This window comes from Streptomyces sp. GQ60 (assembly GCF_059758875.1).
This window is the reverse complement of record NZ_JCAXEG010000002.1, coordinates 413,714-438,889: the sequence shown is the minus strand read 5'-3', so window position 1 is coordinate 438,889 and position 25,176 is coordinate 413,714. Positions and strand designations below refer to the sequence as shown.

Below are 25,176 nucleotides of genomic sequence, written 5' to 3'. Positions count from 1 at the left end.
GGGCTGGGCACCGTGGGGGCGAGCCCTGCCCGGCCGGTCCGCGAGGGCGTTCCCGTCAGACGGGTACGCCGTCCTTGATGGCGCCCGGCTGGGCGGGTACGGCGGGGGCCTGCTCGTGCCCGTCGTCGGTGAGCGTGCTCTCGTCGAACGGCAGCCGTCCCGCGAGGACTTCGGTGGCCCGGGCCCGGTCGAACTCCTTCGTCCAGGTGCCGATCAGCACGGTCGCGATCGCGTTCCCCGCGAAGTTCGTCAGAGCCCTCGCCTCGCTCATGAACCGGTCGATGCCCACGATCAGGCCGACGCCGTCGACGAGTTCGGGCCGGTGCGACTGGAGTCCTCCGGCGAGGGTGGCCAGACCCGCGCCCGTGACCCCGGCCGCGCCCTTCGAGGCCACGATCATGAACAGCAGCAGGGAGATCTGCTCGCCCAGCGCGAGGGGCTGGCCCATCGCCTCCGCGACGAAGAGCGAGGCCATCGTCAGATAGATCGCGGTCCCGTCCAGGTTGAAGGAGTACCCCGTCGGGACCGTGATGCCGACCACCGGCCGGGAGACGCCCACGTGCTCCATCTTGGCGATCAGCCGGGGCAGCGCCGACTCGGAGGAGGAGGTGGACAGGATCAGCAGGAACTCGCGGCCCAGGTAGCGCAGCAGGGCGAAGACGCTGATCCCCGTGCACAGTCTCAGCAGCGTGCCGAGGACCACGAAGACGAAGAGCAGGCAGGTGGTGTAGAAGCCGATCATGATGACCGCGAGGGACTTCAGCGCGTCCAGTCCGGTCGCCCCGACCACCGCCGCGATCGCGCCGAACGCGCCCACCGGCGCCGCCCACATGATCATCGCGAGGACCCGGAACACCAGCTTCTGCACGTGCCCGATCCCGCGCAGCACCGGCTCGCCCGCCGCGCCCATGGCCTGGAGCGCGAACCCGCACAGCAGCGCCACCAATAGCGTCTGCAGCACCTCGCCCCCGGTGAAGGCCGACACCAGCGTGGTCGGGATGATCCCCAGCAGGAACTCGGGCGTCGTCTCCGCGCCGCCCGCCTTCGCCTGCGCCTCGCCCGCGTGCCGGGTCGCCTCCGTCAGGTGCAGCCCGCTGCCCGGCTCCAGCAGGTTGCCGACCAGTAGCCCGATGGCCAGCGCCACCGTGGACATCACCATGAAGTAGCCGAGTGCCAGCCCGCCCACCGCGCCGACCTTGGCGGCCTTGCGCACCGAGCCGATGCCCAGCACGATCGTGCAGAAGATGACCGGCGAGATCATCATCTTGATGAGGTTGACGAAGCCGGTGCCCAGCGGTTTGAGCTCCACGGCCACGCCGGGTGCGGCGAACCCGACGGTGATGCCGAGCAGCACCGCGCCGATCACCGCGATGTACAGATAATGCGTTTTGTCGCGCCTGGCGGCCACGATGCCTCCCGGTAGTGCCCTCGCCTCCCCGATGGCGAAGGCGTCCGGAGAGACCATGGCCCGCCGCTGTGACACCGGTCACCCTTGCGTTCATAGAGTTCACACCCCGGTGCAGACTGATCGCCATGTTCCGCTTCCCCCGGCCGCCGCGCAGCCTCGCAGGTCAGCTCTTCGCCATGCAGGTGGTGCTGGTCGCCGTGGTCGTCGCCGGTTGCGCCGTCTTCGCGTACGCGGCCGCCCGCGACCAGGCGGAGGAGGCCGCCCGGCGCCAGACCGGGGCGGTGGCCCGCGCGGTCGCCGCCTCCCCGTCGGTGCGGGACGCGGCGCAGGAGGCCCTACGGGAAACCGGGGGCGGGGCCGGGGGGCCCGCCGCGGCCCTGCAGCCCTACGCGGAGCGGGTCCGCGTCGAGGCGGGCGTGGACTTCGTGACGATCATGGCTCCGGACGGACGGCGCTGGACCCACCCCGACCCGATGCGCATCGGCGAACCCTTCCTCGGCAACACCGCCCCCGCACTGCGCGGCGAGACCTTCAGCGAGACCTACACCGGCACCCTCGGCCCCTCCATCCGGGTGGTCACCCCGATCACCGGCGGCGACGGCCGGGTCATCGGCATGGTCTCCGCCGGCATCACCGTCCGCGCGGTCAGCGCCCGCCTCGCCGAGCGGCTCTCCGCCGTCGCCTGGGTGGCCGGCGGGGCCCTCGCCCTCGGCGGGGCGGGCACCTACGTCATCAACGCGCGGCTGCGCCGCCACACCCACGGGATGAACGCGGCCGAGCTGAGCCGGATGTACGACTACCACCAGGCGGCCCTGCACGGGGTCCGCGAAGGCCTGCTCATGCTCGACGGCCGGCGCCGGATCACCCTCGTCAACGACGCGGGCCGCGAACTCCTCGGCCTGCGCGAGAAGATCAAGGGGACCGCGGTCGCCGACCTCGGGCTGCCCGCCCCGCTCACCGGGGCACTGCTCTCCGACCAGCCCCGGGTGGACGAGGTCCACCTGACCGCGGACCGGGTGCTCGTGCTCAACAGCGCGCCCGTCGCCGGCGGCGGCCGCCGGGGCACCGTCGTCACCCTGCGCGACCACACCGAACTGCTCTCGCTGACCGGTGAGCTGGACCAGGAGCGCGGATTCACCCGGGCGCTGCGCGCACAGGCGCACGAGGCGGCCAACCGGCTGCACACGGTGGTCTCCCTCATCGAACTCGGCCGCAGCCGGGAAGCGGTGGACTTCGCCACGGCCGAACTCTCGCTCGCCCAGGCCCTGACCGACGAGGTGATCGCCGCCGTCGGCGAGCCCGTGCTCGTCGCCCTGCTGCTCGGCAAGGCCGCGCAGGCCCACGAACGGGGGGTCGAGCTGGTCGTCACCCCGGACAGCGAAGCCATCGGCGCCGGGCCCGGCGGCCCGCCCGCCCGGGACCTCGTCACCGTCCTCGGGAACCTCGTCGACAACGCCGTCGACGCCCTCACCGGCGTACCCGGCGGCCGGATCTCCGTCACCGTCCGTCCCGACGGCCCGGCCGGCCCCCACGGGCAGGGCCTGCTGCTCAGCGTCGCCGACAACGGCCCCGGACTTCCCGAGGGCGCGGACGTGTTCCGGCGCGGCTGGTCGGGCAAGGGTGAGGGGCGGGGGCTGGGCCTCGCACTGGTGCGGCAGGTGGCGCACCGGCACGGCGGCAGCGCGGACGCGGACCAACTGCCGGACGGTGGCGCGCGGTTCACCGTACGCCTGCCGGCGCGCAGGGAGGTGGACGCATGAGCACGCCCGAGGTGCGGGTCCTCGTCGTCGAGGACGACCCGGTGGCCGCCGACGCGCACGCACTGTATGTCGGGCGGGTGCCCGGCTTCACCGCCGTCGCGGCGGTCCACTCGCTCGCCGAGGCCACCCGCGTCCTGGAACGGACCCGGATCGACCTGCTGCTGCTCGACCTGACCCTGCCCGACGGCCACGGGCTGCGCTTCGCCCGCGGCCTGCGGGCCGCGGGCCACCCCGCCGACGTGATCGTGGTGACCTCGGCGCGGGACCTGGGGGTCGTCCGCGAGAGCGTCTCGCTCGGGGTGGTGCAGTACGTACTGAAGCCCTTCGCCTTCCCCACCCTGCGCGAACGGCTCCTGCGCTACGCGGAGTTCCGCGACACGGCGGCGGGCGAGGCGGTCGGCCAGGACGACGTGGACCGGGCCATGGCGGCCCTGCGCTCACCCCGCCCGGCCGAACTCCCCAAGGGGATCGGCGGGCCGACCCTGGAACGGGTCGCCGCGCTGCTGCGGGCGGCCCCCGAGGGTCTGACCGCGGGCGGGACGGCCGAGGCGGCCGGGATCTCCCGGATCACCGCCCGCCGGTACCTGGAGCACCTGGTGGACACCGGCCGCGCGGACCGCACCCCCCGGTACGGCCAGGTCGGCCGCCCCGAACTGCACTACCGCTGGCTGGCGGCTGCCCCGGCCGGGGCCGGCACCGGCTCGGTGTCGAAGGTGTAGAACGCCCGGTGGTCCAGCATGTCGGCCGGGGTCACGTCGTTCCACGGCCGCATGGTGTCGTTCAGGTCCACGACGTTCGGGGTGCCGGCGGCGGGCTGGTACGCCGACTGCGGGTGCAGCGCCTGCCAGTCGGCCCACAGCTTGTCGATGAAGGCGTGGTGCATCCAGAACACCGGGTCGTTGGGGGAGACCCCGGTGGCCATCTGGCCGCCCACCCACACGTGCACCCGGTTGTGCAGGTTGGCCCCGCGCCAGCCCTCCAGATGGTTGCGGAATCCGCCGGAGGAGCTGTTCCAGGGCGCCGCGTCGTACACCGGCATCGCGAGGACGGAGTCCACCTCGGCCCTGGTGGGTAGTTGGGCCACGCCGTTGCCGAGCGCGCGCCGCAGGTAGGAGCGCCCGTCCACCCGGACGGCTACCTCCCACTTCCCCGCCGCGTAGGCGAACGGCCCGTCGAGCACCTGACCGTCCCGGGCCCGTCCGGTGCCGCCGAGGAAGTCGGCGGCCCAGAGCGAGGAGCGGGCGGTCCGGTCGGCCGTCCAGTCCCAGTACGGCAGTGCCACCGCAGGATCCACCGCCTGCAGCGCCGCCTCGAACTCCAGCAGAAACCGGCGGTGCCAGGGCAGGAAGGAGGGGGAGCGGTGGCCGACCCGGTCACCGGAGTCGGTGTCGCTCATGATGAAGCCGTTGTGCGTGGTGACGAAGCGGTCGTAACGGCCCGTGCGCTTCAGTTCGAGGAGCGCCGCGACGAACGCCCGCTTCTCCTCGGGGGTGAGCGAGGCCTGGTTCTTGCGGACGGTCATCGCATGCCGCCCATCGGGACGAGGGAGGCACCCTGGAGCTCGCGCACGGCGGCTCGGGCGAGCGGGAGCGGGCCGGAGAAGGTCTCGTAGTGGTTGACCACGCTGATCCAGCTCCCGTCGGCGTTCCGCATCACGTGCAGTTCGCGGCCGTCTATGAGGACGGTCGGCGTGCCGGGGGACTGGTGGCCGCCGTGGTGGCCGCCGCCGTGGTCGTCGCCGCCCGAGGCGGGGACTATCCGTATGCGGCGGCCCTGGTAGACCTCGTCGATGGTGCCCGCGGGGGTGGCGGGTGCGGCGGAACGGGATCCGGTGGCGGCCGCGTGCGCGGTGGCGCCGGCGAGGCCGAGTGCGGTGAGTGCGCCGGCAGTGGCGCCTAAGGCCTGTCGGCGGGTGATCTTGTTCATGGCCCGAAGAGGTATCAGGGCGCGGAGAACCGAGGGCCGCTATCCGGACATGCGCGGATAAGTTGCCGGTCGAACTAGTTGGATGATCTTCCCGTCCGGACTGGCTCCAGCGGCCCGGACGGGAAGACCTATGCGAAAAAGCTTAACTGACGGGAAATCCTGCGGCCGTACGGGGTGGGTATGGAAGGGATCACATCACGGAGTCGGCCGGAAGCAGCAGCCGGAACCGCCCCCCGGGGACCCGGTCCGGCGTTGAGTGCATCCCCGTGCGCCGATGCGATGTCCGCGCGATGGCCGGCCCGAGCCTGGCCCGGCTGGGCCGTCCCTGAAGCGTCCTGAAGGCGACTTCAGGATGATCTGTCAGGTTATATCCCGTTATAGTCCCGCTATGGCTCTCCACGAGACGAAGGACCTGCGTGCCCGCGACGCCGACACGGACGTGTTCGCGTCCGCCCTCAGCGGCGAGATCCTCCCCAAGTACCGGATGCCCGAAGACCACTCGCCCTCCGAGGTGGTCTACCAGCTCCTCCACAACGAGCTGCTCCTCGACGGCAACGCCGCCCAGAACCTGGCCACCTTTTGCACCACCTGGTCGGACGACGGGGTCCACCGGCTGATGAACGAGTGCCTCGACAAGAACATGATCGACAAGGACGAGTACCCGCAGACGGCCGAGATCGAGGCGCGCTGCGTCAACATCCTGGCCGATCTGTGGAACGCCCCGGCCGGCACCACCGGCACCGGCTGCTCCACCACCGGGTCCAGCGAGGCCGCCATGCTGGGCGGCCTCGCCCTCAAGTGGCGCTGGCGCGAGCGCCGCCGCGCCGCCGGCCTGCCCACCGACAGGCCGAACCTGGTGTGCGGCCCGGTCCAGGTCTGCTGGGAGAAGTTCGCCCGGTACTTCGACGTAGAGCTCCGCCAGGTCCCCCTGGAGCCCGGAGCCACCGGCCTGCTCCCCGAGCAGCTCGCCGCCCACGTCGACGAGAACACCATCGGCGTCGTCGCCATCCTCGGCGTCACCTACACCTGCGTCTACGAGCCCGTCGCCGAGATCGCCGCCGAACTCGACCGGATCCAGGCCGAGCACGGCTGGGACGTGCCGATCCACGTGGACGCCGCCAGCGGCGGCTTCGTGGCCCCCTTCCTCCACCCCGACGTGGTCTGGGACTTCCGGCTGCCGCGCGTGGCCTCCGTCAACACCTCCGGGCACAAGTACGGCCTCGCCCCGCTGGGCGTCGGCTGGATCGTCTGGCGCACCGCCGATCTGCTCCCGGCCGACCTCGTCTTCTCCGTGGACTACCTCGGCGGGGACATGCCCACCTTCGCCCTCAACTTCTCCCGGCCGGGCGGCGAGATCATCGCGCAGTACTACCTGTTCCTGCGCCTGGGCCGGGGCGGCTACCGCCGGGTCCAGCAGGCCTGCGCGGACACCGCCCAGTACCTGGCCCGCGAGATCGAGACCATCGGCCCCTTCACCCTCCTCTACGACGGCCAGGGCGCGCTGCCCGCCGTCTCCTACCGGCTCACCGACCCGGAGGGCGCCGGCTTCACCCTCTACGACCTCTCCGACCGGCTCCGGATGCGCGGCTGGCAGGTGCCCTCGTACCCGCTGCCCGCCGAGCGCGACGACACGGTCATCCAACGGGTCCTGATCCGGCACGGGGTGACCCGGGACCAGATCGCGCTGCTCGTCTCCGACCTGCGCCTCGCCGTGGAACACCTCGTCGCGCACCCGCAGGCCGTGCCCGCGGCCCCGCCCCGGTCCGGCTTCCACCACTGATCCGGCGTCCGGGCCCCCTTTGGCGGGCGCCCGGGGACCCGCGCGGGACGGACCCGCCCGGGACGGATCCGCCCGGGCTGGAGGGCGAGGTGCTCAGGACGCCGACCAGCGCATCCCCAGCTCCGTCAGCGCGGCCGTCCGCTCCGGGGTGAGGGACGCGGCGCGGGAGCGCTGGTTGGCGATCCAGGAGCCGAGGCGCAGGTCCCGGTCGCCGACCCGCTCCACGTGCGTGCGGGGCACGCGCAGGTGCCGCTCGCGCTCGTGGAACCGCCGGGCAGCCGCCAGGTGCGCGGCCCAGGCGTCCGCGTGGGCGACCCGGGGCTTCGGCCGGTCCGCCTCGTCGGGCGGTGTCACCCCGAGGGCGTGCTCCAGCAGCCAGCGCTGGGCCCAGGCCAGCCGTTCCCAGGACGCGCGCTGCCCGCGCAGCCACACGCCGAGGTCCTCGCCCTGGACCACGGCCTCCCCGGGGCCCGTCGGCAGCCGCCCGCCCGCGTCCAGGTGGACCCGGGTCAGGTGGAAGGCCCGCTGCCAGGAGATCTCCCAGGAAGGGCACCAGGACGCGTCGATGGCATCCAGGGCCTCCCGGCGCTCCTCGGACAGGGCTCCGGGGCCCTGCCGGCGGGCCGCCGCCCGCTGGTTCTTGACCCAGACCCCGACCGGGGCCCCGCGCCAGGTGGCGTCCACGGGCGGCAGCAGGTGCCCGTGTTCGGCGGCCCAGCCGGTCGCCGCCGCGAGTCCTTCCTCGAAGGCCACGTCGAAGTGGCTCCACACCATGCCCAGTTCGTCGAGCTGGGCCACCCGCTCGCGGCCGAGCGCGCCGCGGCGGTGCGTGCGCCGGGCATCCGCGATCCACTGGCCGAGCGGGAACCGGGCCAGCCCCGGCGGCCAGCTCGCCTCGGCGGCCTGCCCCTCCGCGCCGGCCGCGCCCGCCCCGGCGGCTCCGACGGGCGCCGCCGCTGCCGCGCCGCCGCCGCTCCCGGGCACCTTGAACGCGAACGGCACCTTGAGGTCCCCGGCCGCCCCGGCGTAGATCCGGGCCGCCTCCACCCCGCGCCGCCAGTGCTCGGCTTCCGGGTGCAGGACGCGCAGCCGGATGAAGGCCGCCAGCAGAGCCGGGTCGCGGGGCGTGGAGAAGCTCAGCAGGGACGCCGCGCCGCGGCGCGGACCGGAGCCGCCCACGGGCTCCGTGCCGCCCGCGGTCCCCGCCCCGCGCCTGCTCGGGGCCTGGGGCTGCGCCAGGGACTCGACGAGCCGGGTGTCGTGGGCCCGTAGCGCCTCCAGCAGCCGCGCGAGGTCCCCGTACGCCCGTGAGGTCAGCATCGTCTCGGGGGACTCGCCGGGCCCCAGCAGCACCGGCACCACGAGGGAGGCGACCTTGCCCTCCCCGGGCCGGATGCGCAGCGCCCGGCCGACGGCCTGGACCAGGTCGGGCATGGACCCCCGTACGTCGGCCCAGAAGACCGAGTCGCACTCCTTGGTGTCCACGCCCTCGCCCAGCACCCGGACGCTGCCCAGGAAGGCCTTGTCCGCGACCCGGTCGTCCGCGAAGGCGCTCAGCACCCGCCGCCGGTGCGCCGCCGTGTGCTGACCGCACAGCCAGTCCGCCCAGACGGTACGGGGGTACACCGGCCGGGGGGCCCAGCTCGTGGCGCGCATCCGGGCGGCCACCGCCGGCAGCCCGGCCGCGAAGGCCTCGGCCTCCTTGGTCAGATGGTGGAAGACGAGGGTGCGCCGGAACCCCTGCTTCACGGCAGCCGTCACCAGCGCCGCCTGGAGCGCCGCGAGCCGCACGCCGCGCACGGAGTCGGAGCGTCCGTCCGGCCCGAGCAGCACGGCCGCCTGGAACTCCGGATCGCTGACGTCCACGCAGACCACCCGGTAGGGCGCGCAGATGCCCCGGTCGACGGCCTCCGAGAGGGTGAGGGTGTAGCAGCGCGCGCCGAACGGTCCGTCCGGATCGTCCTCCATGGAGGCCACCAGGTCGCCCCGGCCGCGCACCCCCTCCGGCCGGCCGGAGCCCTCGGCGGGCGCCGGATCCTCGCCGTTCTGCCAGACCCGGGGCGTGGCCGTCATGTACAGCCGGCGGACCGAGGGGATCCGGAGGTTGTCGTGCACCACCGCCCAGGGTTTGCCGATCCGCCCCGACGTCCGGTGCGCCTCGTCGACCACGATCAGGTCCCAGCCGGGCAGCCCCTCGCGGTGCGCGCGTTCGAGGGTGCCGAGCCCGAGCGAGGCGTACGTGGCGTACACCGTGACCCGGTCGACGGGCGGGCCCGCCCAGTCGGCCAGTTCGGCCGGGTCGGTGGTCGTGGGCACCCCCGCGTCCTCGCCGCGCAGCGAGCACACGGCGAACGCGCGGCCGGTCCGGCCGCCCTCGCGCCACGCGGCCGCCGTCTGTACGAGGAGGTCCAGGGAGGGCACCAGCACCAGGACCCGGCCGGCCCGCAGCTCCTCGGCCGTGTGCACGGCGACCAGCGACTTGCCGGAGCCCGTTGCCATGATCACCTGCGTACGCAGCCCGGTCCGTGGGACCCTGCGCCCGGCGGGCAGTTCCAGCGCCCGCACGGCGGCGTCGACGGCCTCGCGCTGGTGCGGACGGAGTTTCTGCCTGCTGATGCGCCCCACCTCCACCGTGATCTGCCGGTTTGCTTCCAGCTCCTATCTTGCCCCCATTTTGAATCATTGCGGGGAGATCGAAGCGACGGGACGCGGCCCTACATCCGGGCGCCGAAGTTCTGCGTCCACCACGGGCCGCCGTCGCCCTGGTGGAGGCCCACGCCGATGTCCTTGAAGGAGCAGTTGAGGATGTTCTCGCGGTGCCCCTGGCTCTTCATCCAGGAATCCATGACCTGGGCCGCGGTCCGCTGTCCCTTCGCGATGTTCTCGCCGTAGGTGGACCAGCGGTACCCGGCGGCCGTGGTCCGCTTGCCCGGGTCCGCGCCGTCCGGGTTGGTGTGCGAGAAGAAGTCCCGCCGCGCCATGTCGTCGGAGTGCCCCTGGGCGGCCGTACGGAGCTGCGCGTCCTCCTTGAGCGGCCCGCAGCCGGCCGCGGCGCGCTCGGAGTTGACCAGGGCCACCACCTGGGAGGCGGTGCCGCCGCCCGGCGGGGCGGGAGCCGGGCTCTTCGGCGGGGTGGACTTCGGGCTCGGCTTCGGGGTGGGCGTGGGGGTCGGACCCGCGGTCGCGGTCGGGCTCGGAGCGGGGCTCGGCGAAGCGCCCGGCGAGGCGGACACCGAGGGACCCGGCGTCGGGGAGGCCGGCTCCGGGGGCAGCGCGGTCCCCGATCCCGGCGCCACGAGCGCGGCCGGGGGCGCCTCGGGGGAGGCGGTGCCGGGCCGGGTGCCGAGGTAGGTCAGCCCCCCTCCCACGACACAGGCGGCGAGCACGGCGCCACCGATCATCCGGCGCCGGCCGCGAACGCGCCGCTGCTTGCGCAGCGAGGCACGCCCGTCCCCGGGGCCGCCCGCCGGGGCGACCTGCGCTTCGAGGCCACTGCCGCCGCCGACGGCGGGCCCGGTGCCCGGGGTGGTAGACCCGCCCGAGCCGTACGCCGAAGCGCCGGCGGCCAGGCCCGCGGAGGCGAAGCCGGACTCCGTGGCCGCCCGTACGCCCGCGAGCAGCGCCGCCGAGACCGGCAGCAGCGCCAGCCCTGCCAGCAGTCCTTCGGCCGGGACCAGGCCGTTCCACAGCCCGGCGCACCGCAGGCACGCGCGGGCGTGCCGGGCTATTCGCTTGCGCCACAGCGCCGAGGGCAGGCCGTCCCAGCTCGCCGCCACCGTCCGCAGGTCCTCGCAGGGCGGCTGGGCTCCCAGCGCCCGCTCCACCACCCGGGCCGCCTCCAGCTGCGCCTTCATCCGCTGTACCCGTACCGCAGTGTGCTGCGGGGACAGCTCCAGGGCCTGCGCCATCTCCGTGCGCGTCAGCTCCCCCGCGCACTCCAGCCACCACAGGGAGAGCAGCGCCCGGTCGTCGGGCTCCAGCCAGCGCGTGGCACGGGCCGTCTCGCGCCGCTGGCCCTCCAGCTGGAGCCGGGTGACGGTCAGGTCCACGAAGTCGGCGCCCGGGTCGGCGAGCTCCCAGGCGGCTTCCAGGCCGCTTTCGCCGGGTGCGCTGCGGCGGGCCTGCCAGTGGGCGCGCACCCGGTTCATGGCGATCGCGACCAGCCAGGACCGGAAGCTGTGGTCGTCGCGCAGGCCGCCCAGCCCGTCGAGTGCGCGCAGCATCGTGTCCTGGACCACGTCGTCCACGTCGACCGACCCGTTCAGGGCCCGCCCGACGATGTTGTAGACCAGCGGCAGATAGGCGCTGACCAGGTCGTCCTGTGCGCGGGGATCGCCCGCGCGAGCCGCGGCGACCAGCGCTGCCGTGTGCTGAGTGCTCATAGAAAAGTCCCTGTCCGTACCGGCGCTCGATGATGCCCAATACCTGGGAGACCGTCGAGGGGGACTCCGATAACGCTTATCCGCCGAACGGTTCCGGAGATGCGGAATCCGGAGCGCCCGGCCCCGTTTCCCCGGCCGGCGCGAGGCGGGCGGTCAGGGCGTCGAGATCGGGCAGGAACCAGATGTGGCGCCCCTCGTTCGACTCCCGTACGAGGTCGCGCAGGGCGGAACTCGCCCCCAGGTGGTGCGAGAGGTCGCCCACGACCACCAGGCGGACCCGGTAGTTCACGAACTTCTGCATGATCGCCCCGGCCAGCCCGCTGCGCAGGTCGAAGAAGCCGGCGTCCAGCCGCTCCACCGGGACGGCGACGATGTCGGTCCGGTAGAAGGCGCCGCCGATCAGCTGGTCGAGCGCGTCCTGCCCGGTGGCGACGGGCGGGCCGTCGGCGGCGCAGACCAGGACCGGCACGCCGTGGTGTTCCACGAGGAGGTCAGCCACGGTGCACCGTCCCCGCGTCGTGGTCCCGCTCGTTCCCCATGCCGTTGCCCGGGCCGAGCACCCCGTCGACCAGGTGCAGCAGATCGGCGGTGGTGGCGGCGTCGCCGAGGACCACGATCTTCATGCGGGCCCGCTCCTTGTCGTAGACCGTCTGGACGCGCAGGGGGGCCGCGGAGGCCCCCGGGGACTGCGCACTCGCCGTGACGAGGTTCGCGAGCCGGTTCGCCGCGTCGGGGCCGATCGCGTCGATCTGCACGATGCTCGACACCTCCAGGTGCCGCCGTGGAGCCTCCCCGAGGGCGGACGGATCCTCGCCGGCCGGGGCGGGCCCGCTGGTCAGAGCCTCGAAGTCGGCCCGGCTGATCCGGTACTGCTTGCCGATCCTGACGGCTTTCAGCCGGCCCTCGCGCACATAGTTCCGGACGGTGCGGACGTGCAGCCCGAGCAGCTCGGCGACCTCGCCGACCGAGTACAGCTCGCGTCCTTCGTCACTCATAATTCCGGATCTTACCTTAAGAACGGCAAATGAGTCTTGATAGGGAAGGTTGAGGAAGGTTCGGTGCTGTGTGATCGGCAGTGAACGGCCCGGGAAACCGCTTCGACTGCCGCCGGGCCGGCTCCTAGGATCATCGGATGACGGATCCTCGCTACCCCGCCAAGCCCCGCCCCGGAGACCGCGTCGCGGTGCTCTCCCCTTCGGCCGGCCTGCCCGAGCTCTTCCCGGTCCCCTACGAGCTGGGCCTGCGCCGGCTCCGGGAGGAGTTCGGGCTGGAACCCGTCGAGTACCCGACCACCCGGAAGATGGGCTCGACGCCGCAGGAACGGGCCGCCGACCTGCACGCCGCCTTCGCCGACCCCGAGATCAAGGCCGTCATCGCGAGCATCGGCGGCGACGACCAGATCACGCTGCTCCCGCACCTCGACGCCGAGCTCCTGCGCGCCCACCCCAAGCCGTTCTTCGGCTACAGCGACAACACCAACCTGCTCCTGCACCTGAGGAACCTGGGGCTGGTCGGCTATCACGGGAGCTCGGTGATGGTCGAGCTCGGACGGCCCGGCGCCCTGCACCCGCTGACGGCCGAGTCCCTGCGGGCGGCGCTGTTCACCTCGGGCGAGTACGAGCTGACCGCCGCCGCAGCCAGCGGGGACGTCAACGGTTCCTGGGACGACCCCGGCACCTTCGACGCCGAACCGGAACTGGAGGCGGCCAAGGGCTGGACCTGGCACAACGCCGACCGGGTGGTCGAGGGCAACAGCTGGGGCGGCAACCTGGAGATCATCTCCTGGCTGCTGATGGCCGACCGCGCCGTGCGGCCCGCCGAGGAGTACGCGGGCGGGGTGCTCTTCCTGGAGACCTCGGAGGACATGCCGCGCGCCCAGGACGTCTACTGGATCCTGCGCAACATGGGGGAGCGCGGACTCCTGCGGCAGTTCCCCGCCCTCCTGATGGGCCGGGCGAAGAGCTGGTCCTTCGAGAAGCGCTTCGACGCCGAGGAGCGGGAGCGCTACCGCCGCGAGCAGCGCGAGGTGGTCCTGCGGGCCCTCGGCGAGTACGCGCCCGACACCATGGCCGTCTTCGACGTGGACCTCGGGCACACCGACCCGCAGCTCGTGATCCCCGTCGGGGGCCGGGTCCGGGTCGACGGGCCCGCCCGCCGCGTATTCGTGACGTACTGACGAACATCCCCTCCACATAGCGCCGTTGGGGTTCCCCCGGCCCGGTCCGGGGTGACAATGGGGCTCCCACGGGACGTGTTGGGGGCGGCATGTCGGCGTTGCTCGTGAGGGGATCCGGCCGGGCTCGGGGCTGGGCCGGATACCTCGGTTCGGTAGGGCTCGGAGCGGGTGCGGTGGCGTTGGCGGCGGTGTGGACCTCGGGGCCCTGGGCCGCCGGGATCGGCGCGGCCGTCACCACGCTGTCCGGGCTCGCCGCCGAGCGGATGCGGCCTTCCGGTCAGGGCGCCGGCCCCGGCGCCGACGGGGAGCTGCTGCGCACGGCGGCGGGCCGGATCCCGCTGCTGCGCCAGGTGGACCGCCCCGAGCTGGCCGGAGCCCACCCGGCCGAGGCCCCCGCGGCCCCGCCGGCGTACATCCGCCGCGACGCCGAACCGGCGCTCCGCGCCGCCCTGGAACGGACCCGTTTCGTCCTCGTGGTGGGGGAGTCCACGGCGGGCAAGACCCGGCTCGCCTACGAGGTGGCCCGCACCCGCTTCCCCCGGCACGCCTTCGTCCGCCCGCTCTCCCGCGCCGCACTGCCCGAAGCGGTACGGATCGCCGGGCGGCGGCGGCGCCGCGCCGTGCTCTGGCTCGACGACCTCGAGGACCACCTCGGCGACGGCGGCCTCAGTGCCACTCAACTGACCTCCCTGCGAACGGCGGTGGTCATCGCGACGATGCGGGTCCAGGAGTACCGGCGCTACGACGCCCGCGAGGAGAGCCGGCTCACCGGCTCCGACCGGGACGCCTGGCGGGCCCAGCGCGACCTGCTCCACCAGGCGGCCGTCATCAGGCTGCCCCGGCACTGGTCCTGTGCGGAGCGCGGCCGGGCCGCCGCCCACCAGGGCGATCCGCGCATCGGGGCCGCGCTGCGCGCGGGCGAACGGTTCGGGGTCGCCGAGGTGCTGGCGGCCGGCCCCGAACTCCTGGCGGCCTGGGAGAACGCCTGGGCCCCGGGCGCCAATCCGCGCGGCGCCGCCGTGGTCGCGGCGGCGGTGGACTGCCGCCGGGCCGGACTGCGCCGCCCGGTGAGCCGCGCCTGGCTGCGCGAGCTGCACGCCCCGTACCTGGCGGCCCGGGGCGGCGGGGACCTCCAGCCCGAGCCCTTCGCGGAGGCGATGGACTGGGCCTGCACCGCCGCCTACGCCACGAGCGGGCTGCTCATCGGAAACTTCGGGGCCGGATTCACCGCGTTCGACTACCTGTTGAACACGCCGGGCAGCGGTCCCGTCCCCGACCACCTGTGGCGCGGACTACTGCCCCTGGTGGAGCCCGCCGACGCCTACGACATGGGGCTCGTCGCCCACCAGGACGGCCGTCTCGCACGGGCCGTCGAAGCCCTCGGCCTCGCCTCGCGCGGCGGGATCCCCGGCGCCGAACTGCCGCTGGCCATCGCCACCGGGGACTCCGGGAAGCCGCGCCGGGCCGCCGCCGATCTCGCCGGGATCGCCCGCAGGCGCGCCGGCCGGCTCGGGCCCCGACACCCCGACACCCTGGCGGTGCGACATCAACTGGCTTTCTTCGTAGGGGAGTCGGGCCACCCCCTGGCCGCTGCGGACCGGTTCGCGGAGCTGCTCGCGGACGTCGCGGACGTGCTGGGGCCCGAGCATCCGGACACCCTCGCGGCCCGCCATCAACTGGCCTACTTCACCGGGGAAGGCGGTGATCCCCGCGCGGCGGCCCGCCAGTTGGAGGAGCTGCTGGCCGACCGCCTGCGCATCCACGGCGCCGGCCATCCGCAGGTACTCGCGACCCGGCGCAGCCTGATCTGGTTCCGGCCGGGCGAACCCGCCGCTACCGAACGGGAATTGGGCCTGCTACTGGCCGAAGCCGAAGCCGCCGAGGGGATCGGGCCCGACGATCCGCACACGCTCGCCATCCGGGGAAGCCTGGCCGCGCTGGCGGCCCGCGCCGGGCGCGCGGCCGAAGCGGCCGAGGCCTGGGCGGAACTCACCGCGGACCGGACCCGGGTGCTCGGCGGGGACCACCCGCACGTGTTCTACTCCCGCCTGGAATGGGCCCGGGCCCTGCTCGCCCAGGACCGGGCCCCCGAGGCGGCCGCAGTGCTGACCGACCCCCTGGCCCGGGCCGCGTCCGTCCTCGAACCGGGCCACCGGCACCTGCGGACGGCCCGGGAACTGCTGACCCGGTCCGCGGGCCGAACCCCGGCCGCCGACCGGCCCGACCCCGCACAGGGCGCCGCCGGCCCCGAATGACCGGAGCGCGATCCGGGGGCTCCGCGCGGGGGCCTACAGCAGCGGGGCCAGCGCGCGGGTGGCCGAAAGCAGGGCGGGCGCGTAGGCCTCGATCTCGGTGCGGGAGACCAGGAAGGTGACGGTGGTGACGCTGACGCCGCCGATCGGGCGGCCCCGGGCGTCGAGGATCGCGGCGCCGATGCAGCGGATGGTCGCCTCGTTCTCCTCGTCGTCCAGGGCGAACCCCCGCGCCCGCACCGCCTCCAGCTCCGCCTCCAGGGCCCGCGGCGTCGTGAGCGTGTGCGGCGTGCGGCGCGGCAGGCCGGCCGAGGCGACCAGCTCGCGGACCTCGGCCGCGGGCAGTGCGGCCAGGATGCCCTTGCCGATCGCGGTCGTGTGCAGCGGCATCCGCATGCCGACCCGCGAGGCGGTCCGGAAGGGCTGATCGCTCTCCAGCTTCCGGATGTAGGTGATGGTCTCCCCGCTGTGCAGGGCGAGGTGGACCGTCTGTCCGGTGGCCTCCTGCAGCTCCCGCAGGATCTGCTCGATGCTGACCGGCTCCCCGCCGCTGACCAGGGCGGACAGCCCGCGCAGCCGGGGGCCGACGCCGTAGCGGCTCTCACCCTCGGAGCGTACGAAGCCCTGCTCGATCAGCGAGGCGAGGATGCGGAAGGTGCTCGACTTCGGCACGGCGGCCGCCGCCATGACATCGGTGAGCCGGTGCGGGCCGCCGGGCGCGGCCACGGCCTCCAGGATCCGCATCGACTTCTCCAGGGCCGTACCCGCGGCGGAGGTGCGTCCGCCGCGCGCGGTGCTTTCGGCCCCTGCGTTCCCGGGCCTTTCGTCCGTGGACAAGGGATCTCCATCGATGGGTATGGTCTGCATCATAAGTTCCGTTACACGATATCAAGTTCCATTACGTGGAACAAATGGAGGTAAGTCCTTTGTCCTGTCACCCGTATGCGGCCATCACCGCGCAGCGACTGCTGCCGGTCCTGCGGAACACCTGCGCGGACGAGGCCGTCCGCCACACCACCGCCCTCCTCGCAGCCGGCTGCCGCGCCGTGGAACTCACCACCTCCACTCCCGGCTGGGCCGAGGCGGTGGCCCGTACCGTGCCGCTCGCCGACGCGCAGGGGCGGCCCGCCCTCATCGGGGTCGGCACCGTCACCACCGCCGGGGCCGCGCGGACCGCACTCGACGCGGGCGCGGCCTTCCTCATCTCCCCGTACCCGGCTCCGGAGGTCCGCGAGGTCGCCCGGGAGCGCGGGGCAGTCTTCATCGAAGGCGGCTTCACCCCCGGTGAGATCGCCGCCGCGGTCCGGTCCGGCGGCGCGGCGAAGGTGTTCCCCGCCCACGTGGGCGGGACCGCCTTCATCCGCTCCCTCAAGGCCGTCCTCCCCGACGCCCTGATCATCCCGACCGGCGGGATCGCACCGGGCGAGGTCCGCGACTGGCTCGCCGCCGGGGCCGCAGCCGTCGGCATAGGCGGCGGCCTGCCCGCCGACCCGGGCGAGCTGGCCGCCGTCTTCGCCGACCTCGCCCAGCCCTGCTGCGGCGGCTGCGCGGGCACGGAGCGCCGGCCGTGACCGGGTCCGGGAGCGTGACGGGGAGCGCGGTCCGGTCCGGCAGCGCGACGGGGAGCACGGCCGGGCCGCAGGGGTACGACGTCCTCGTCCTCGGCGAGGTGCTCGTCGAGATCCATGCCGAGACCGCCCTGCGGGACGCCGCCGACGGCACCCGTGCCCGCGTCTCCTTCTCCGGGGACGCCCTCAACGCCGCGGCCGCCGCCGTCGCCGCCGGAGCCCGAACCGCCCTCCTCGCCGTCGTCGGGGAGGACGAGCTGAGCGTCCCGCTGCTGGCCCGCGCCGCCGAACTCGGCGTGGACGTCTCCCACGTGCGCCGCTCCCCGCGCCCGAACGGCGCCTACCTGCTCTGCGCCGACACCGAGGGCGAACGGGAGTTCGTCTACTGGCGCACCGGCAGCGCCGGCTCCACCCTCTCGGTGGAACACGTCGGGTCCTGGCGGGAGTTGCTGACGAGCGCCAAGGCCCTCATCACCAGCGGCATCGCCGGCGCCCTGTCGCCGAGCAGCCGTGAAGCCGTACTCCTCGCCGCCCAGACCGTGCACGGAGCCGGCGGGCATCTCTCCTACGACCCCAACTTCCGCCCCCGGCTCACCAGTCGGGCCGAGGCACGCACGCTGCTGGCCCGCATCGCCCCGCTGACCGGCCTGCTGAAGACCTCCTGCCCCGCCGACGCGCTGGCCCTGGTCGGCACCGACGACCCGGCCGAGGCCGCCGTCCGCTACCGGGCCCTGGGCGCCCGTACCGTCGCGGTCACCGCGGGCGCCGACCGGTTGGTGCTGGACGACGGTACGGGGGCGGCGTACCTCCCCGTCCCGGTCAATCCCGACCCGGTCGACGCGACCGGTGCCGGGGACTGCTTCACCGGCACCGCCACCGCCCGACTCGCGCTCGGCGACAGCCTCGCGGCCGCCGTCGCGTACGCGACGGCCGCCGCCTCCCTCTCCGTATCCGGCCGCGGCGGCACCGGGCGCATCCCCGACTTCACCGAAACGGCCGCCCTGGCGGCCGCCCACCGCGACCACCCCCTCGGCACGGGACGGGCGACGACATGAGCACTGTGGACAGCAACGGTTCGGTGCACGACTGGTAGAGGGCGCCCGGCGCGGCTACGCGGCCGCGAGCAGGGCGGTCTCCGACGCCGACAGCCGCAGTGCTCCGGAGGCGACGTTCTCCGCCAGGTGCTCCGGGTTCCCGGTGCCCGGGATGGCCAGCACGTGGGCGCCCCGGCTCAGGGTCCACGCCAGGCGGAGCTGGGCCGGGGACACCCCGTGGGCCCGCGCGAGTTCGCGTACCGCCGGGCCTTCCTCGGTGACCCCACCGGCCTCCTTGCCCGCTCCCGCGAGGGCGAAGAAGGGGACGAAGGCGATGCCCTGCTCGCCGCACGCGTCGAGGAAGGCGTGCTCCTCGGCCGGCGAACCGATCCCGTACGCGTTCTGCACGCAGACCACGGGGGCGATGGCCCGCGCCTCGGCGAGGTGGTCGGGCCGTGCGTTGGACACGCCGAGATGGCGGATCAGCCCGGCCGTGCGCAGCTCGGCGAGGGCCCCGAAGTGCTCGGCGATCGAACCGGTCTCCGCCTGGCGCTTGACGCGCAGGTTGACCACGTCCAGGTGGTCGCGGCCCAGCTGGCGCAGGTTCTCCTCTACCTGCCCGCGCAGTTGCCCGGGCGTGGCCCACCACCACTCGCCGGCGGCGTCGCGGCCCGGCCCGACCTTGGTGGTGATGACCAGCTCGTCGGCGTAGGGGGCGAGGGCCCGGTTGATGAGCTCGTTGGCCGAGCGGGTCGCGGAGAAGTAGAAGGCGGCCGTGTCGATGTGGTTGACCCCCAGCTCGACCGCCCGCCTCAGCACCCCGGTCACCCGGTCCCGGTCGCTGGGGGAGCCGTCGGCGAGGTGCGTGAGCCGCATCGCGCCGAAGCCCATGCGGCGGACGGGGAGGTCGCCGAGGAGCCAGGTGCCGGAGTCGGCCGCGGTGATCTTGTCGGAAGTCATCAGGTGAGGGTAGCGGGGTCGGTGACCCAGCCCGCGAACAGCACGAGTCCGGACTCCCGGTCGACGGCGAGGAAGCCGAAGGGCCGGTCCACCTCGAAGTCGGCGCGCCGGACGCGGTACGACCGGACCCCCGCGGCCCCGCGGTACATGCCGACGGCGGTGACCGCCGCGGCCTCGAAGCCCTCCGCGTGGAAGCGGGCCACGGCCGACTGGCGGGCCGAGGTGACGGCGAGCGGGACGGCGGAGATGCCGGGGAAGTGGCCGGGTCGGGAGGCCGCGGACGTGAGCCCGAACAGCCCGGAGTGCCTCAGCAGATCGTGCTCGGCGCGGAGGTCGAAGGCCACCGTGGTGATCCGGACCACGGGTTCGGGGGTGGTCGAATCCACGGTGTGGAGCGACAGTCCGGGTCCCGCGGGACCGTCGGCGAGCTCCCCCGCGGTCGAGGAGGCCAGCGCGCCGGTGACCTCGGCGATCCCGGTCGTCAGTACGTCCCCCGGAGCGGCCCCGGGCTCTCCGAGCAGCAGGTGCACGTCCGCGCCGCGGGCGCCGGGCGCACCCGGTACGCGGAGCAGGGTGACCGGGCCGGACGGCCCCCGGGCCACCCGGACCCGCTCGGGGAAGGCGTGGACGGCGGTCAGCCCGCGCAGGGAACGCCCGGTCCACGGGCCGTGCGGCGGCCGCACCCGCCGCTCGGAGAAGGGTTTCTCCCAGGTCAGGTGGAGCGCGAGCGCGGAGGCGAGGACCAGGTCGACGTGCGGTCCGACCTCGACCGGCATCGCCCCGATGAGCCCGCCGGTCCGCTCGGCGGCCCATGCGTCCAGCGCCTTGCGGTCGGTGTCCTCGTCTCCGGTGAGGGCGGTCCGGGTCCCGTCCGGGAGCCGGGCCGACCACGCCTCTTCCAGTGGGACGTCCCGCCGCGCCCAGACGCCGGTGGCGGAGCGCAGGCCCCGTACGCCGTCCAGGGCGGTCAGCAGTTCCCGGGCGGCTTCGGCCGCCGTGTCGGCGGGTATGCCGAGGGCTTGTTCCAGCTCGGTGCGGGCGGGGCCGTCGGCTCCGTCCGCGAGGAGGGCCAACAGCGGCCAGACTCCGGCCGCTGTGAACACCGTGCCCGTGCCGTCCGCCGCCGCGTGCCCGGCCCAGCGCGAGGCGAGAGCGTTGGCCACCCGTACCGTTTTCGTCTTCATGCGGGGGAGCGTAAGGGGTTGGGGTTGGGGTTGGGGTTGGGGCGCCGCCGGGACGGGTCGTTCTCCGCGGCCCGGCGGCGCTGTTCAGGGGCGGGGCCGTCAGCGGCCGCGCAGACCCTCGTCGACCGCGGTCATCAGCTCACCGTCGGCGGTGTCCGCGTCCAGTGACCAGAACATCGCGCCGCCGAGGCCTTCTTCGCGGATGTACCGGGTCTTGGTGCGCAGCACCTGCGGGTCGTCGTACGTCCACAGGGTGTTGCCGTCGAAGAGCCAGGCGCTGCCGTTGCGCCGGTCCCGGTGGAGCTTGTAAGTACCGGACGCCGCGAGCTGCTTGAGCTCCTTGTAGTCCGCGTACCCGTTTGCCCAGGCGGCGGGCGCCGGGCCCGTCGCGGGCTGCCCCATGCCGTCCCCGCCGCCGCTGACGCCGGTCCAGCCCTGCCCGTAGAACGGCATGCCCATCACGAGCTTGTGCGCGGGCGCGCCGCGCCGCTCCCAGGCGTCCACGGTGCCGTCGACGCTGAAGTCGTTCCTCGCGTACAGCGCGGACTGCTGGGCGGTGGTCGCCTCGCCGGAGACGTGGAAGTCGTATCCCTGGAGGGTCACGAAGTCGAGGTCGCGCATGATCCGGCGGACGTCGAAGCCCGCGTCGATCTTGGCGGGGGCGGTCGGGACGAAGGCGGACAGCTCGTACTTCGCCTTCCGCTTCTGGCTGCGGGCGTAGTCGTCGAGCTGGGTGCGGAACTCGCCCACCAGGGCGGTGAAGTTCTTCTTGTCCTCGGGGCGGTAGGTGGTGTCGGTGTCGCCCGACGAGCCCGGCCACTCCCAGTCGAGGTCGATCCCGTCGAAGAGCCCGGCGGCCGAACCCGCGCCGCCGCGGCTGCCGTCCTGCGGGAGGTTGCCCTTGATGTACAGGTCGATGCAGGAGGACACGAGGGCCTTGCGGGAGGCCGGGGTGAGCGCGGCGTCCGAGAAGTGCGTGGACCAGCTCCAACCGCCGAGGGAGATCAGGACCTTGAGGTCCGGGTGCTTGGCCTTCAGCTCGCGCAGCTGGTTGAAGTTGCCGGCGAGCGGCTGCACCCAGTCGTCGGCGACGCCGTCCACGGAGTTCTCGGCGTCCAGCGGGCGGACGTAGTCGGCCCAGGCGTCGGCCTCACCGGGAATGTTGCCGGTGAAGCACTTGCCGTCCGCGCTGATGTTGCCGAAGGCGTAGTTGATGTGTGTGAGCTTGCTCGCGCTGCCGTTCTTCTCCAGGTCCTGGACCTGGAAGTCCCGTCCGTAGACGCCCCATTGGGTGAAGTAGCCGACCTTCTTGTACGAGCGGCCGTGCCCGGAGCCGGCCTGGCGGGCGTCGTCGTGGGCGGGGGCGAAGGCGGTCAGCAGGGAGAGGGAGCAGGCGGCGACGGCCAGCCTGCCGAGCATGCTGCGGCGCATGGGCTTCCTTTGCGGATGCGGTGAGTGGTGCCGGGGCGCGTGCGCTGTGCATGCGGAAACTATTGGTCTGGACCACAGTGGGTCAAGGGGGTGGGGCAAGTCGGTGCGGACGGGAGGGCGTCGGCCGTGCCCGGCGTGCCTGGTGGGTCCGGTCCGCACGGGTCGGGGCAGGCTCCACTGGCCTGGCCTGGCCTGGCCTGGCCGACGTCGTCGGCGAGGCCGCCGTGGCGGCGAGCAGATGGGTGACGGCGGCCGGGGAGTCCTCATACACGGCCGTCCCGGTGCTCTCCGGGCGCAGTTGTACGGAGACCAGCCCGTCCGCGCCCAGGAGGGCGGGGCCTCGTAGCCTGGGCCGCATGCTCTCTCTCGCATCGGACGACCCGCTCGCCGTAGCCGTCACGGCCGCGATCCGGGGCGGCGACCTGGCCGGACTCCGGCGGCTGCTGGACGCGCACCCCCGGCTGGCGGCGGGCCGGATCGTGAAGCGGGGCGAGGCGGCGGGCGAGCGGAGCCTGCTGCACGTCGCCGTGGACTGGCCCGGGCACTACCCGCGGACCGCGGAGGTGATCCGTACCCTCGTCGCCGCCGGAGCCGATCCGGGGGCCCGCTTCGTCGGCTCGCACCGGGAAACCCCGCTGCACTGGGCCGCGAGCAACGACGACGTCACCGCGATCGACGCCCTGGTCGAGGCGGGGGCCGATATCGAGGCCCCGGGTTCGGTGCTCGGAGGCGGTGGCCCACTGGCCGACGCGAGCGGTTTCGGGCAGTGGAGGGCGGCCCGCAGGCTCCTCGAACTCGGAGCCCGCCCCACCCTCCAGGACGCCGCCACCCTCGGCCTGCTCGCCGCGGTCGAGGAGTCCGTCGCCGCGGGGGCGGGTCCAGCGGAGGTCACCAGCGCCTTCTGGGCGGCGTGTCACGGGGGTCAACTGTCCACAGCCCGATACTTGTTGTCTCAAGGGGCGGACATCAACTGGATCGGCCACGGCGGGCTGACCCCGCTCGACATGGCCCTGACCAGCGAAGCCGGCCCGCTCATCGCCTGGCTCGGGTCCGTCGGCGCGCGGACCCGGGACGAAATTCCCCGCGGTTGACCCCTGTATTCAGTGGATCTTCGGCGTGCGTCGTGACATGGTTGGTCTCACCGAAGGGGTGTAGCTCAGTTGGTAGAGCACCGGTCTCCAAAACCGGTTGTCGTAGGTTCGAGCCCTGCCACCCCTGCAAGAGCAAGTAGCAGGTGAAAGCCTGTTTGAGCCCCTTGACCGATCGCGGTCAGGGGGCTTCTCTCATGTTCGATCATGGTTACCCGAGCGTGGACAGGTGCTCTCGTCAGGCTCCGCCACGATGATTCGGAGCACCAGCGGCGAGGTAGTCGGCCTTTTCTTGACTCCGAGGCAGCGTGGGCCGGTCGGACGTAGCCTTTCCCGGGTGACGAAGATCGTGACGTACGTCGAGATGACCGACCCCAGTCAGCTCGTTCCCGGTGTTCCGGCCCCGGGCCTGGCGCTCGTCGCCCTTGGCAGGGACCTGTCGCTGGTTCCCGAGCTGATGGCCCGGATCGGGGCGCCTTACCAGTGGCGCAGCGCCCGCCGCAGCCCGGAGGAGTGGCACTCGTGGTTCGCCGAGAGTCCGGACCGGACGTGCTGGCTGCTGACCTTGGCGGACGAGCCCGCCGGCATGGTCTGTTACGACCTTCACCCGGGCGCCGACGTCGACATCAGGACCTTCGGGCTCTTGCCGGAGTTCACCGGGAAGGGGCTCGGCGGCCATGCGCTGACCCTCGCGATCCGGCAGGGCTGGAAACTGGTGCCGGGCGTGCGCCGGGTATGGCTGCACACATCGTCGGCCGACAACGCGAACGCACTGCCCGACTACCACCGCCGTGGGTTCCGTACCTTCAAGTCCGAAGGAGACGCGTTGGGTTCGGATATGCCTTGATCCATGGAAGGACGGTCCGACGTGTGGACATCATCGCGCCATGACCCCACGGCCCGTCTTCCGCCGGCCGCCGTCGCAGTGCGTTCCTGCGTCGTTCGTTCGGCACAGCCCTGCCCGGCCCGGAGGTGCCGGAGGAACCGGGGGGAACCGCTTAGCCTGGGGGAATGACCGCCACCGCCGGGCGCGAGCCCCAGTCCGATCTGCGGGACTTCCTGCGCTCCCGACGGGCCCGTATCGGTCCCGAGCAGGTGGGTGCCGCCGCCCACCCGGGGAGGCGGCGCGTGCCCGGGTTGCGGCGCGAGGAGGTCGCCCAGCTCGCCGGGGTCAGCGTGGACTACTACACGCGGCTGGAGCAGGGCCGCACCCTGCACGCATCCGCCGAGGTCCTCGACGCCGTGGCCCGTGCGCTGCGGCTCGACGCCACCGAGCGGTCCCACCTCTTCGACCTGGCCCGGCCGCAGCGAGCCCCCGGGCCCGGGCCCGCCGCCGGTGCGGCGGCTCGCGGCCCCGGCCCCGCCGAAACCACCGGCCCGCAGCGGGTCCGGGCGGGCCTGTACCGGGTGCTGGACGCCCTGGACGCCCTGGACGACGGCACCCCGGCGATGATCATGGGGCGTCGGCTCGACGTCCTGGCCGCGAACCGGCTCGCTGAGGCCCTCTACGCCGACTTCGGCGCGGCGGAGTCGGACCCGGTGGAGCCGGGCACCACGGAATCGGGCACCACGGAATCGGGCACCGCGGAATCGGGCACAGTGGCGTTGGGCACACAGGACGAACTCCGCCGGAACCTGGCCCGGTTCCTCTTCCTCGACCCCGCCGCCCGCGAGCTCTTCGCCGACTGGGAGAGCGCCGCGCGCGGAGCGGTCGCCGCGCTGCGGTTCTACGCCGGCCGGCACCCGTACGATCCCGGGCTGCGTCCCCTCGTCGATGAACTGGCCTCGCACGACGCGGACTTCCGGCGGTGGTGGGCCGGACACGACGTGCTCGAGCACACGCACGGCACCAAGCGCTTCCGGCACCCCGTCGTCGGCGAACTGGCCCTGGAGTACGAGTCCCTGACCTTTCCGGACGACCCCGACCAGGCCCTCTACCTCTACACCGCCGAGCCGGGATCGCCCTCCGCCGAGGCGCTGCGGGCCCTCGCCTCCCGCCCTGCGCGGACGGCTCCGGCGGCCGACGCGGTGCGCCCGCAACGCTGACGCCGGCCTTCTGGCACACTGGGCCGGGTTATCCAGGCGGTGCAGGACAGGAAACCGGTGCGAATCCGGTGCGGTCCCGCCACTGTGACCGGAACACCCCCGCGCCCGCGCGGGGACCCGGGAGTCAGACACTGACGCACCGCCTCTTTCGGTTCGACCAGGGGACGCGGATCCCCCGGAG

Annotated in this window: 21 protein-coding genes, 1 tRNA gene and 1 riboswitch; of the genes, 11 read left to right on the top strand and 11 right to left on the bottom strand. The window is 73.7% G+C overall.

All coding sequences use genetic code 11. From position 1 onward, the window contains the following. Positions 1–55: 55 nt before the first annotated feature. Positions 56–1,465: a cation:dicarboxylate symporter family transporter gene (locus AC6CKD_RS06970; RefSeq protein ID WP_498326285.1), complete on the bottom strand. Its 1,410-nt coding sequence runs from the start codon at positions 1,463–1,465 to the stop codon at positions 56–58. Between the two features lie 68 nt (positions 1,466–1,533). On the opposite strand from AC6CKD_RS06970, the gene AC6CKD_RS06965 reads away from it, so the two are divergent. After that, complete coding sequence (locus AC6CKD_RS06965) at positions 1,534–3,168, top strand: sensor histidine kinase (RefSeq protein WP_498325867.1); 1,635 nt, start codon at positions 1,534–1,536, stop codon at positions 3,166–3,168. Continuing rightward, complete coding sequence (locus tag AC6CKD_RS06960) at positions 3,165–3,887, top strand: response regulator (RefSeq protein WP_478685623.1); 723 nt, start codon at positions 3,165–3,167, stop codon at positions 3,885–3,887. Before AC6CKD_RS06965 ends, AC6CKD_RS06960 begins: the two co-directional genes overlap by 4 nt. On the opposite strand, the gene melC2 is transcribed toward AC6CKD_RS06960, so the two are convergent. Both melC2 and melC1 read right to left on the bottom strand, forming a co-directional pair. Then, on the bottom strand, positions 3,827–4,690 hold the full coding sequence (gene melC2, locus AC6CKD_RS06955) for a tyrosinase MelC2 (RefSeq protein WP_498325866.1): 864 nt from the start codon (positions 4,688–4,690) through the stop codon (positions 3,827–3,829). The two genes, AC6CKD_RS06960 and melC2, sit on opposite strands and share 61 nt — an antisense overlap. After that, complete coding sequence (melC1, locus tag AC6CKD_RS06950; RefSeq protein ID WP_498325865.1) at positions 4,687–5,094, bottom strand: apotyrosinase chaperone MelC1; 408 nt, start codon at positions 5,092–5,094, stop codon at positions 4,687–4,689. The genes melC2 and melC1 overlap by 4 nt, the downstream gene beginning before the upstream one ends. A 388-nt stretch (positions 5,095–5,482) precedes the next feature. Here melC1 and gad point away from each other — a divergent pair, with 388 nt between their 5' ends. Next, positions 5,483–6,874: a glutamate decarboxylase gene (gene gad, locus AC6CKD_RS06945; protein WP_498325864.1), complete on the top strand. Its 1,392-nt coding sequence runs from the start codon at positions 5,483–5,485 to the stop codon at positions 6,872–6,874. Positions 6,875–6,967: 93 nt separating this feature from the next. On the opposite strand, the gene AC6CKD_RS06940 is transcribed toward gad, so the two are convergent. The 4 genes from AC6CKD_RS06940 to AC6CKD_RS06925 all read right to left on the bottom strand — a co-directional run bounded on the left by AC6CKD_RS06940 (position 6,968) and on the right by AC6CKD_RS06925 (position 12,251). Beyond that, the gene (locus AC6CKD_RS06940; protein WP_498325863.1) at positions 6,968–9,499 is read right to left on the bottom strand and encodes a helicase associated domain-containing protein; all 2,532 of its coding nucleotides are present in this window, start codon (positions 9,497–9,499) and stop codon (positions 6,968–6,970) included. A gap of 89 nt (positions 9,500–9,588) precedes the next feature. Then, positions 9,589–11,256, bottom strand: a complete 1,668-nt coding sequence (locus AC6CKD_RS06935) for a sigma-70 family RNA polymerase sigma factor (RefSeq protein ID WP_498325862.1) — start codon at positions 11,254–11,256, stop codon at positions 9,589–9,591. Between the two features lie 76 nt (positions 11,257–11,332). Continuing rightward, on the bottom strand, positions 11,333–11,755 hold the full coding sequence (locus tag AC6CKD_RS06930; RefSeq protein WP_498325861.1) for a DUF4180 domain-containing protein: 423 nt from the start codon (positions 11,753–11,755) through the stop codon (positions 11,333–11,335). Continuing rightward, positions 11,748–12,251: a helix-turn-helix domain-containing protein gene (locus AC6CKD_RS06925; protein ID WP_498325860.1), complete on the bottom strand. Its 504-nt coding sequence runs from the start codon at positions 12,249–12,251 to the stop codon at positions 11,748–11,750. The genes AC6CKD_RS06930 and AC6CKD_RS06925 overlap by 8 nt, the downstream gene beginning before the upstream one ends. Positions 12,252–12,388: 137 nt before the next feature. Between AC6CKD_RS06925 and AC6CKD_RS06920 the strand changes: the two genes are divergently transcribed. Further along, positions 12,389–13,432, top strand: a complete 1,044-nt coding sequence (locus AC6CKD_RS06920) for a S66 family peptidase (protein ID WP_498325859.1) — start codon at positions 12,389–12,391, stop codon at positions 13,430–13,432. A 173-nt stretch (positions 13,433–13,605) separates the two neighbouring features. Beyond that, positions 13,606–15,687, top strand: a complete 2,082-nt coding sequence (locus tag AC6CKD_RS06915; protein ID WP_498325857.1) for a tetratricopeptide repeat protein — start codon at positions 13,606–13,608, stop codon at positions 15,685–15,687. Between the two features lie 33 nt (positions 15,688–15,720). On the opposite strand, the gene AC6CKD_RS06910 is transcribed toward AC6CKD_RS06915, so the two are convergent. After that, on the bottom strand, positions 15,721–16,521 hold the full coding sequence (locus AC6CKD_RS06910) for an IclR family transcriptional regulator (RefSeq protein WP_498325856.1): 801 nt from the start codon (positions 16,519–16,521) through the stop codon (positions 15,721–15,723). Positions 16,522–16,610: 89 nt separating this feature from the next. Here AC6CKD_RS06910 and AC6CKD_RS06905 point away from each other — a divergent pair, with 89 nt between their 5' ends. Continuing rightward, a complete protein-coding gene (locus AC6CKD_RS06905; protein ID WP_498325855.1) occupies positions 16,611–17,255 on the top strand; it encodes a bifunctional 4-hydroxy-2-oxoglutarate aldolase/2-dehydro-3-deoxy-phosphogluconate aldolase in 645 nt (214 codons plus the stop codon). Beyond that, entirely contained in the window at positions 17,252–18,307 is a 1,056-nt protein-coding gene (locus AC6CKD_RS06900) for a PfkB family carbohydrate kinase (RefSeq protein ID WP_498325854.1), read from the top strand. Before AC6CKD_RS06905 ends, AC6CKD_RS06900 begins: the two co-directional genes overlap by 4 nt. A gap of 54 nt (positions 18,308–18,361) precedes the next feature. On the opposite strand, the gene AC6CKD_RS06895 is transcribed toward AC6CKD_RS06900, so the two are convergent. The 3 genes from AC6CKD_RS06895 to AC6CKD_RS06885 all read right to left on the bottom strand — a co-directional run bounded on the left by AC6CKD_RS06895 (position 18,362) and on the right by AC6CKD_RS06885 (position 21,861). Further along, positions 18,362–19,246, bottom strand: a complete 885-nt coding sequence (locus AC6CKD_RS06895) for an aldo/keto reductase (protein ID WP_498325853.1) — start codon at positions 19,244–19,246, stop codon at positions 18,362–18,364. Then, positions 19,246–20,430 carry a serpin family protein gene (locus AC6CKD_RS06890; protein WP_498325851.1) on the bottom strand — a complete coding sequence of 395 codons (1,185 nt, stop codon included), beginning with the start codon at positions 20,428–20,430 and terminating at the stop codon, positions 19,246–19,248. The genes AC6CKD_RS06895 and AC6CKD_RS06890 overlap by 1 nt, the downstream gene beginning before the upstream one ends. 99 nt (positions 20,431–20,529) lie before the next feature. Beyond that, a complete protein-coding gene (locus AC6CKD_RS06885) occupies positions 20,530–21,861 on the bottom strand; it encodes a glycoside hydrolase family 18 protein (protein WP_498325850.1) in 1,332 nt (443 codons plus the stop codon). A gap of 356 nt (positions 21,862–22,217) precedes the next feature. Between AC6CKD_RS06885 and AC6CKD_RS06880 the strand changes: the two genes are divergently transcribed. From AC6CKD_RS06880 to AC6CKD_RS06865, 4 genes are all read left to right on the top strand, one after another. Next, the gene (locus AC6CKD_RS06880; RefSeq protein WP_498325849.1) at positions 22,218–22,952 is read left to right on the top strand and encodes an ankyrin repeat domain-containing protein; all 735 of its coding nucleotides are present in this window, start codon (positions 22,218–22,220) and stop codon (positions 22,950–22,952) included. 54 nt (positions 22,953–23,006) lie between these two features. Further along, positions 23,007–23,079 (top strand) — tRNA-Trp (locus AC6CKD_RS06875). 207 nt (positions 23,080–23,286) lie between these two features. After that, entirely contained in the window at positions 23,287–23,796 is a 510-nt protein-coding gene (locus AC6CKD_RS06870) for a GNAT family N-acetyltransferase (RefSeq protein WP_498325848.1), read from the top strand. A gap of 164 nt (positions 23,797–23,960) precedes the next feature. Then, a complete protein-coding gene (locus AC6CKD_RS06865) occupies positions 23,961–24,995 on the top strand; it encodes a helix-turn-helix domain-containing protein (protein WP_498325847.1) in 1,035 nt (344 codons plus the stop codon). A gap of 47 nt (positions 24,996–25,042) precedes the next feature. Continuing rightward, positions 25,043–25,129, top strand: a riboswitch (cobalamin riboswitch). Positions 25,130–25,176: the final 47 nt, after the last annotated feature.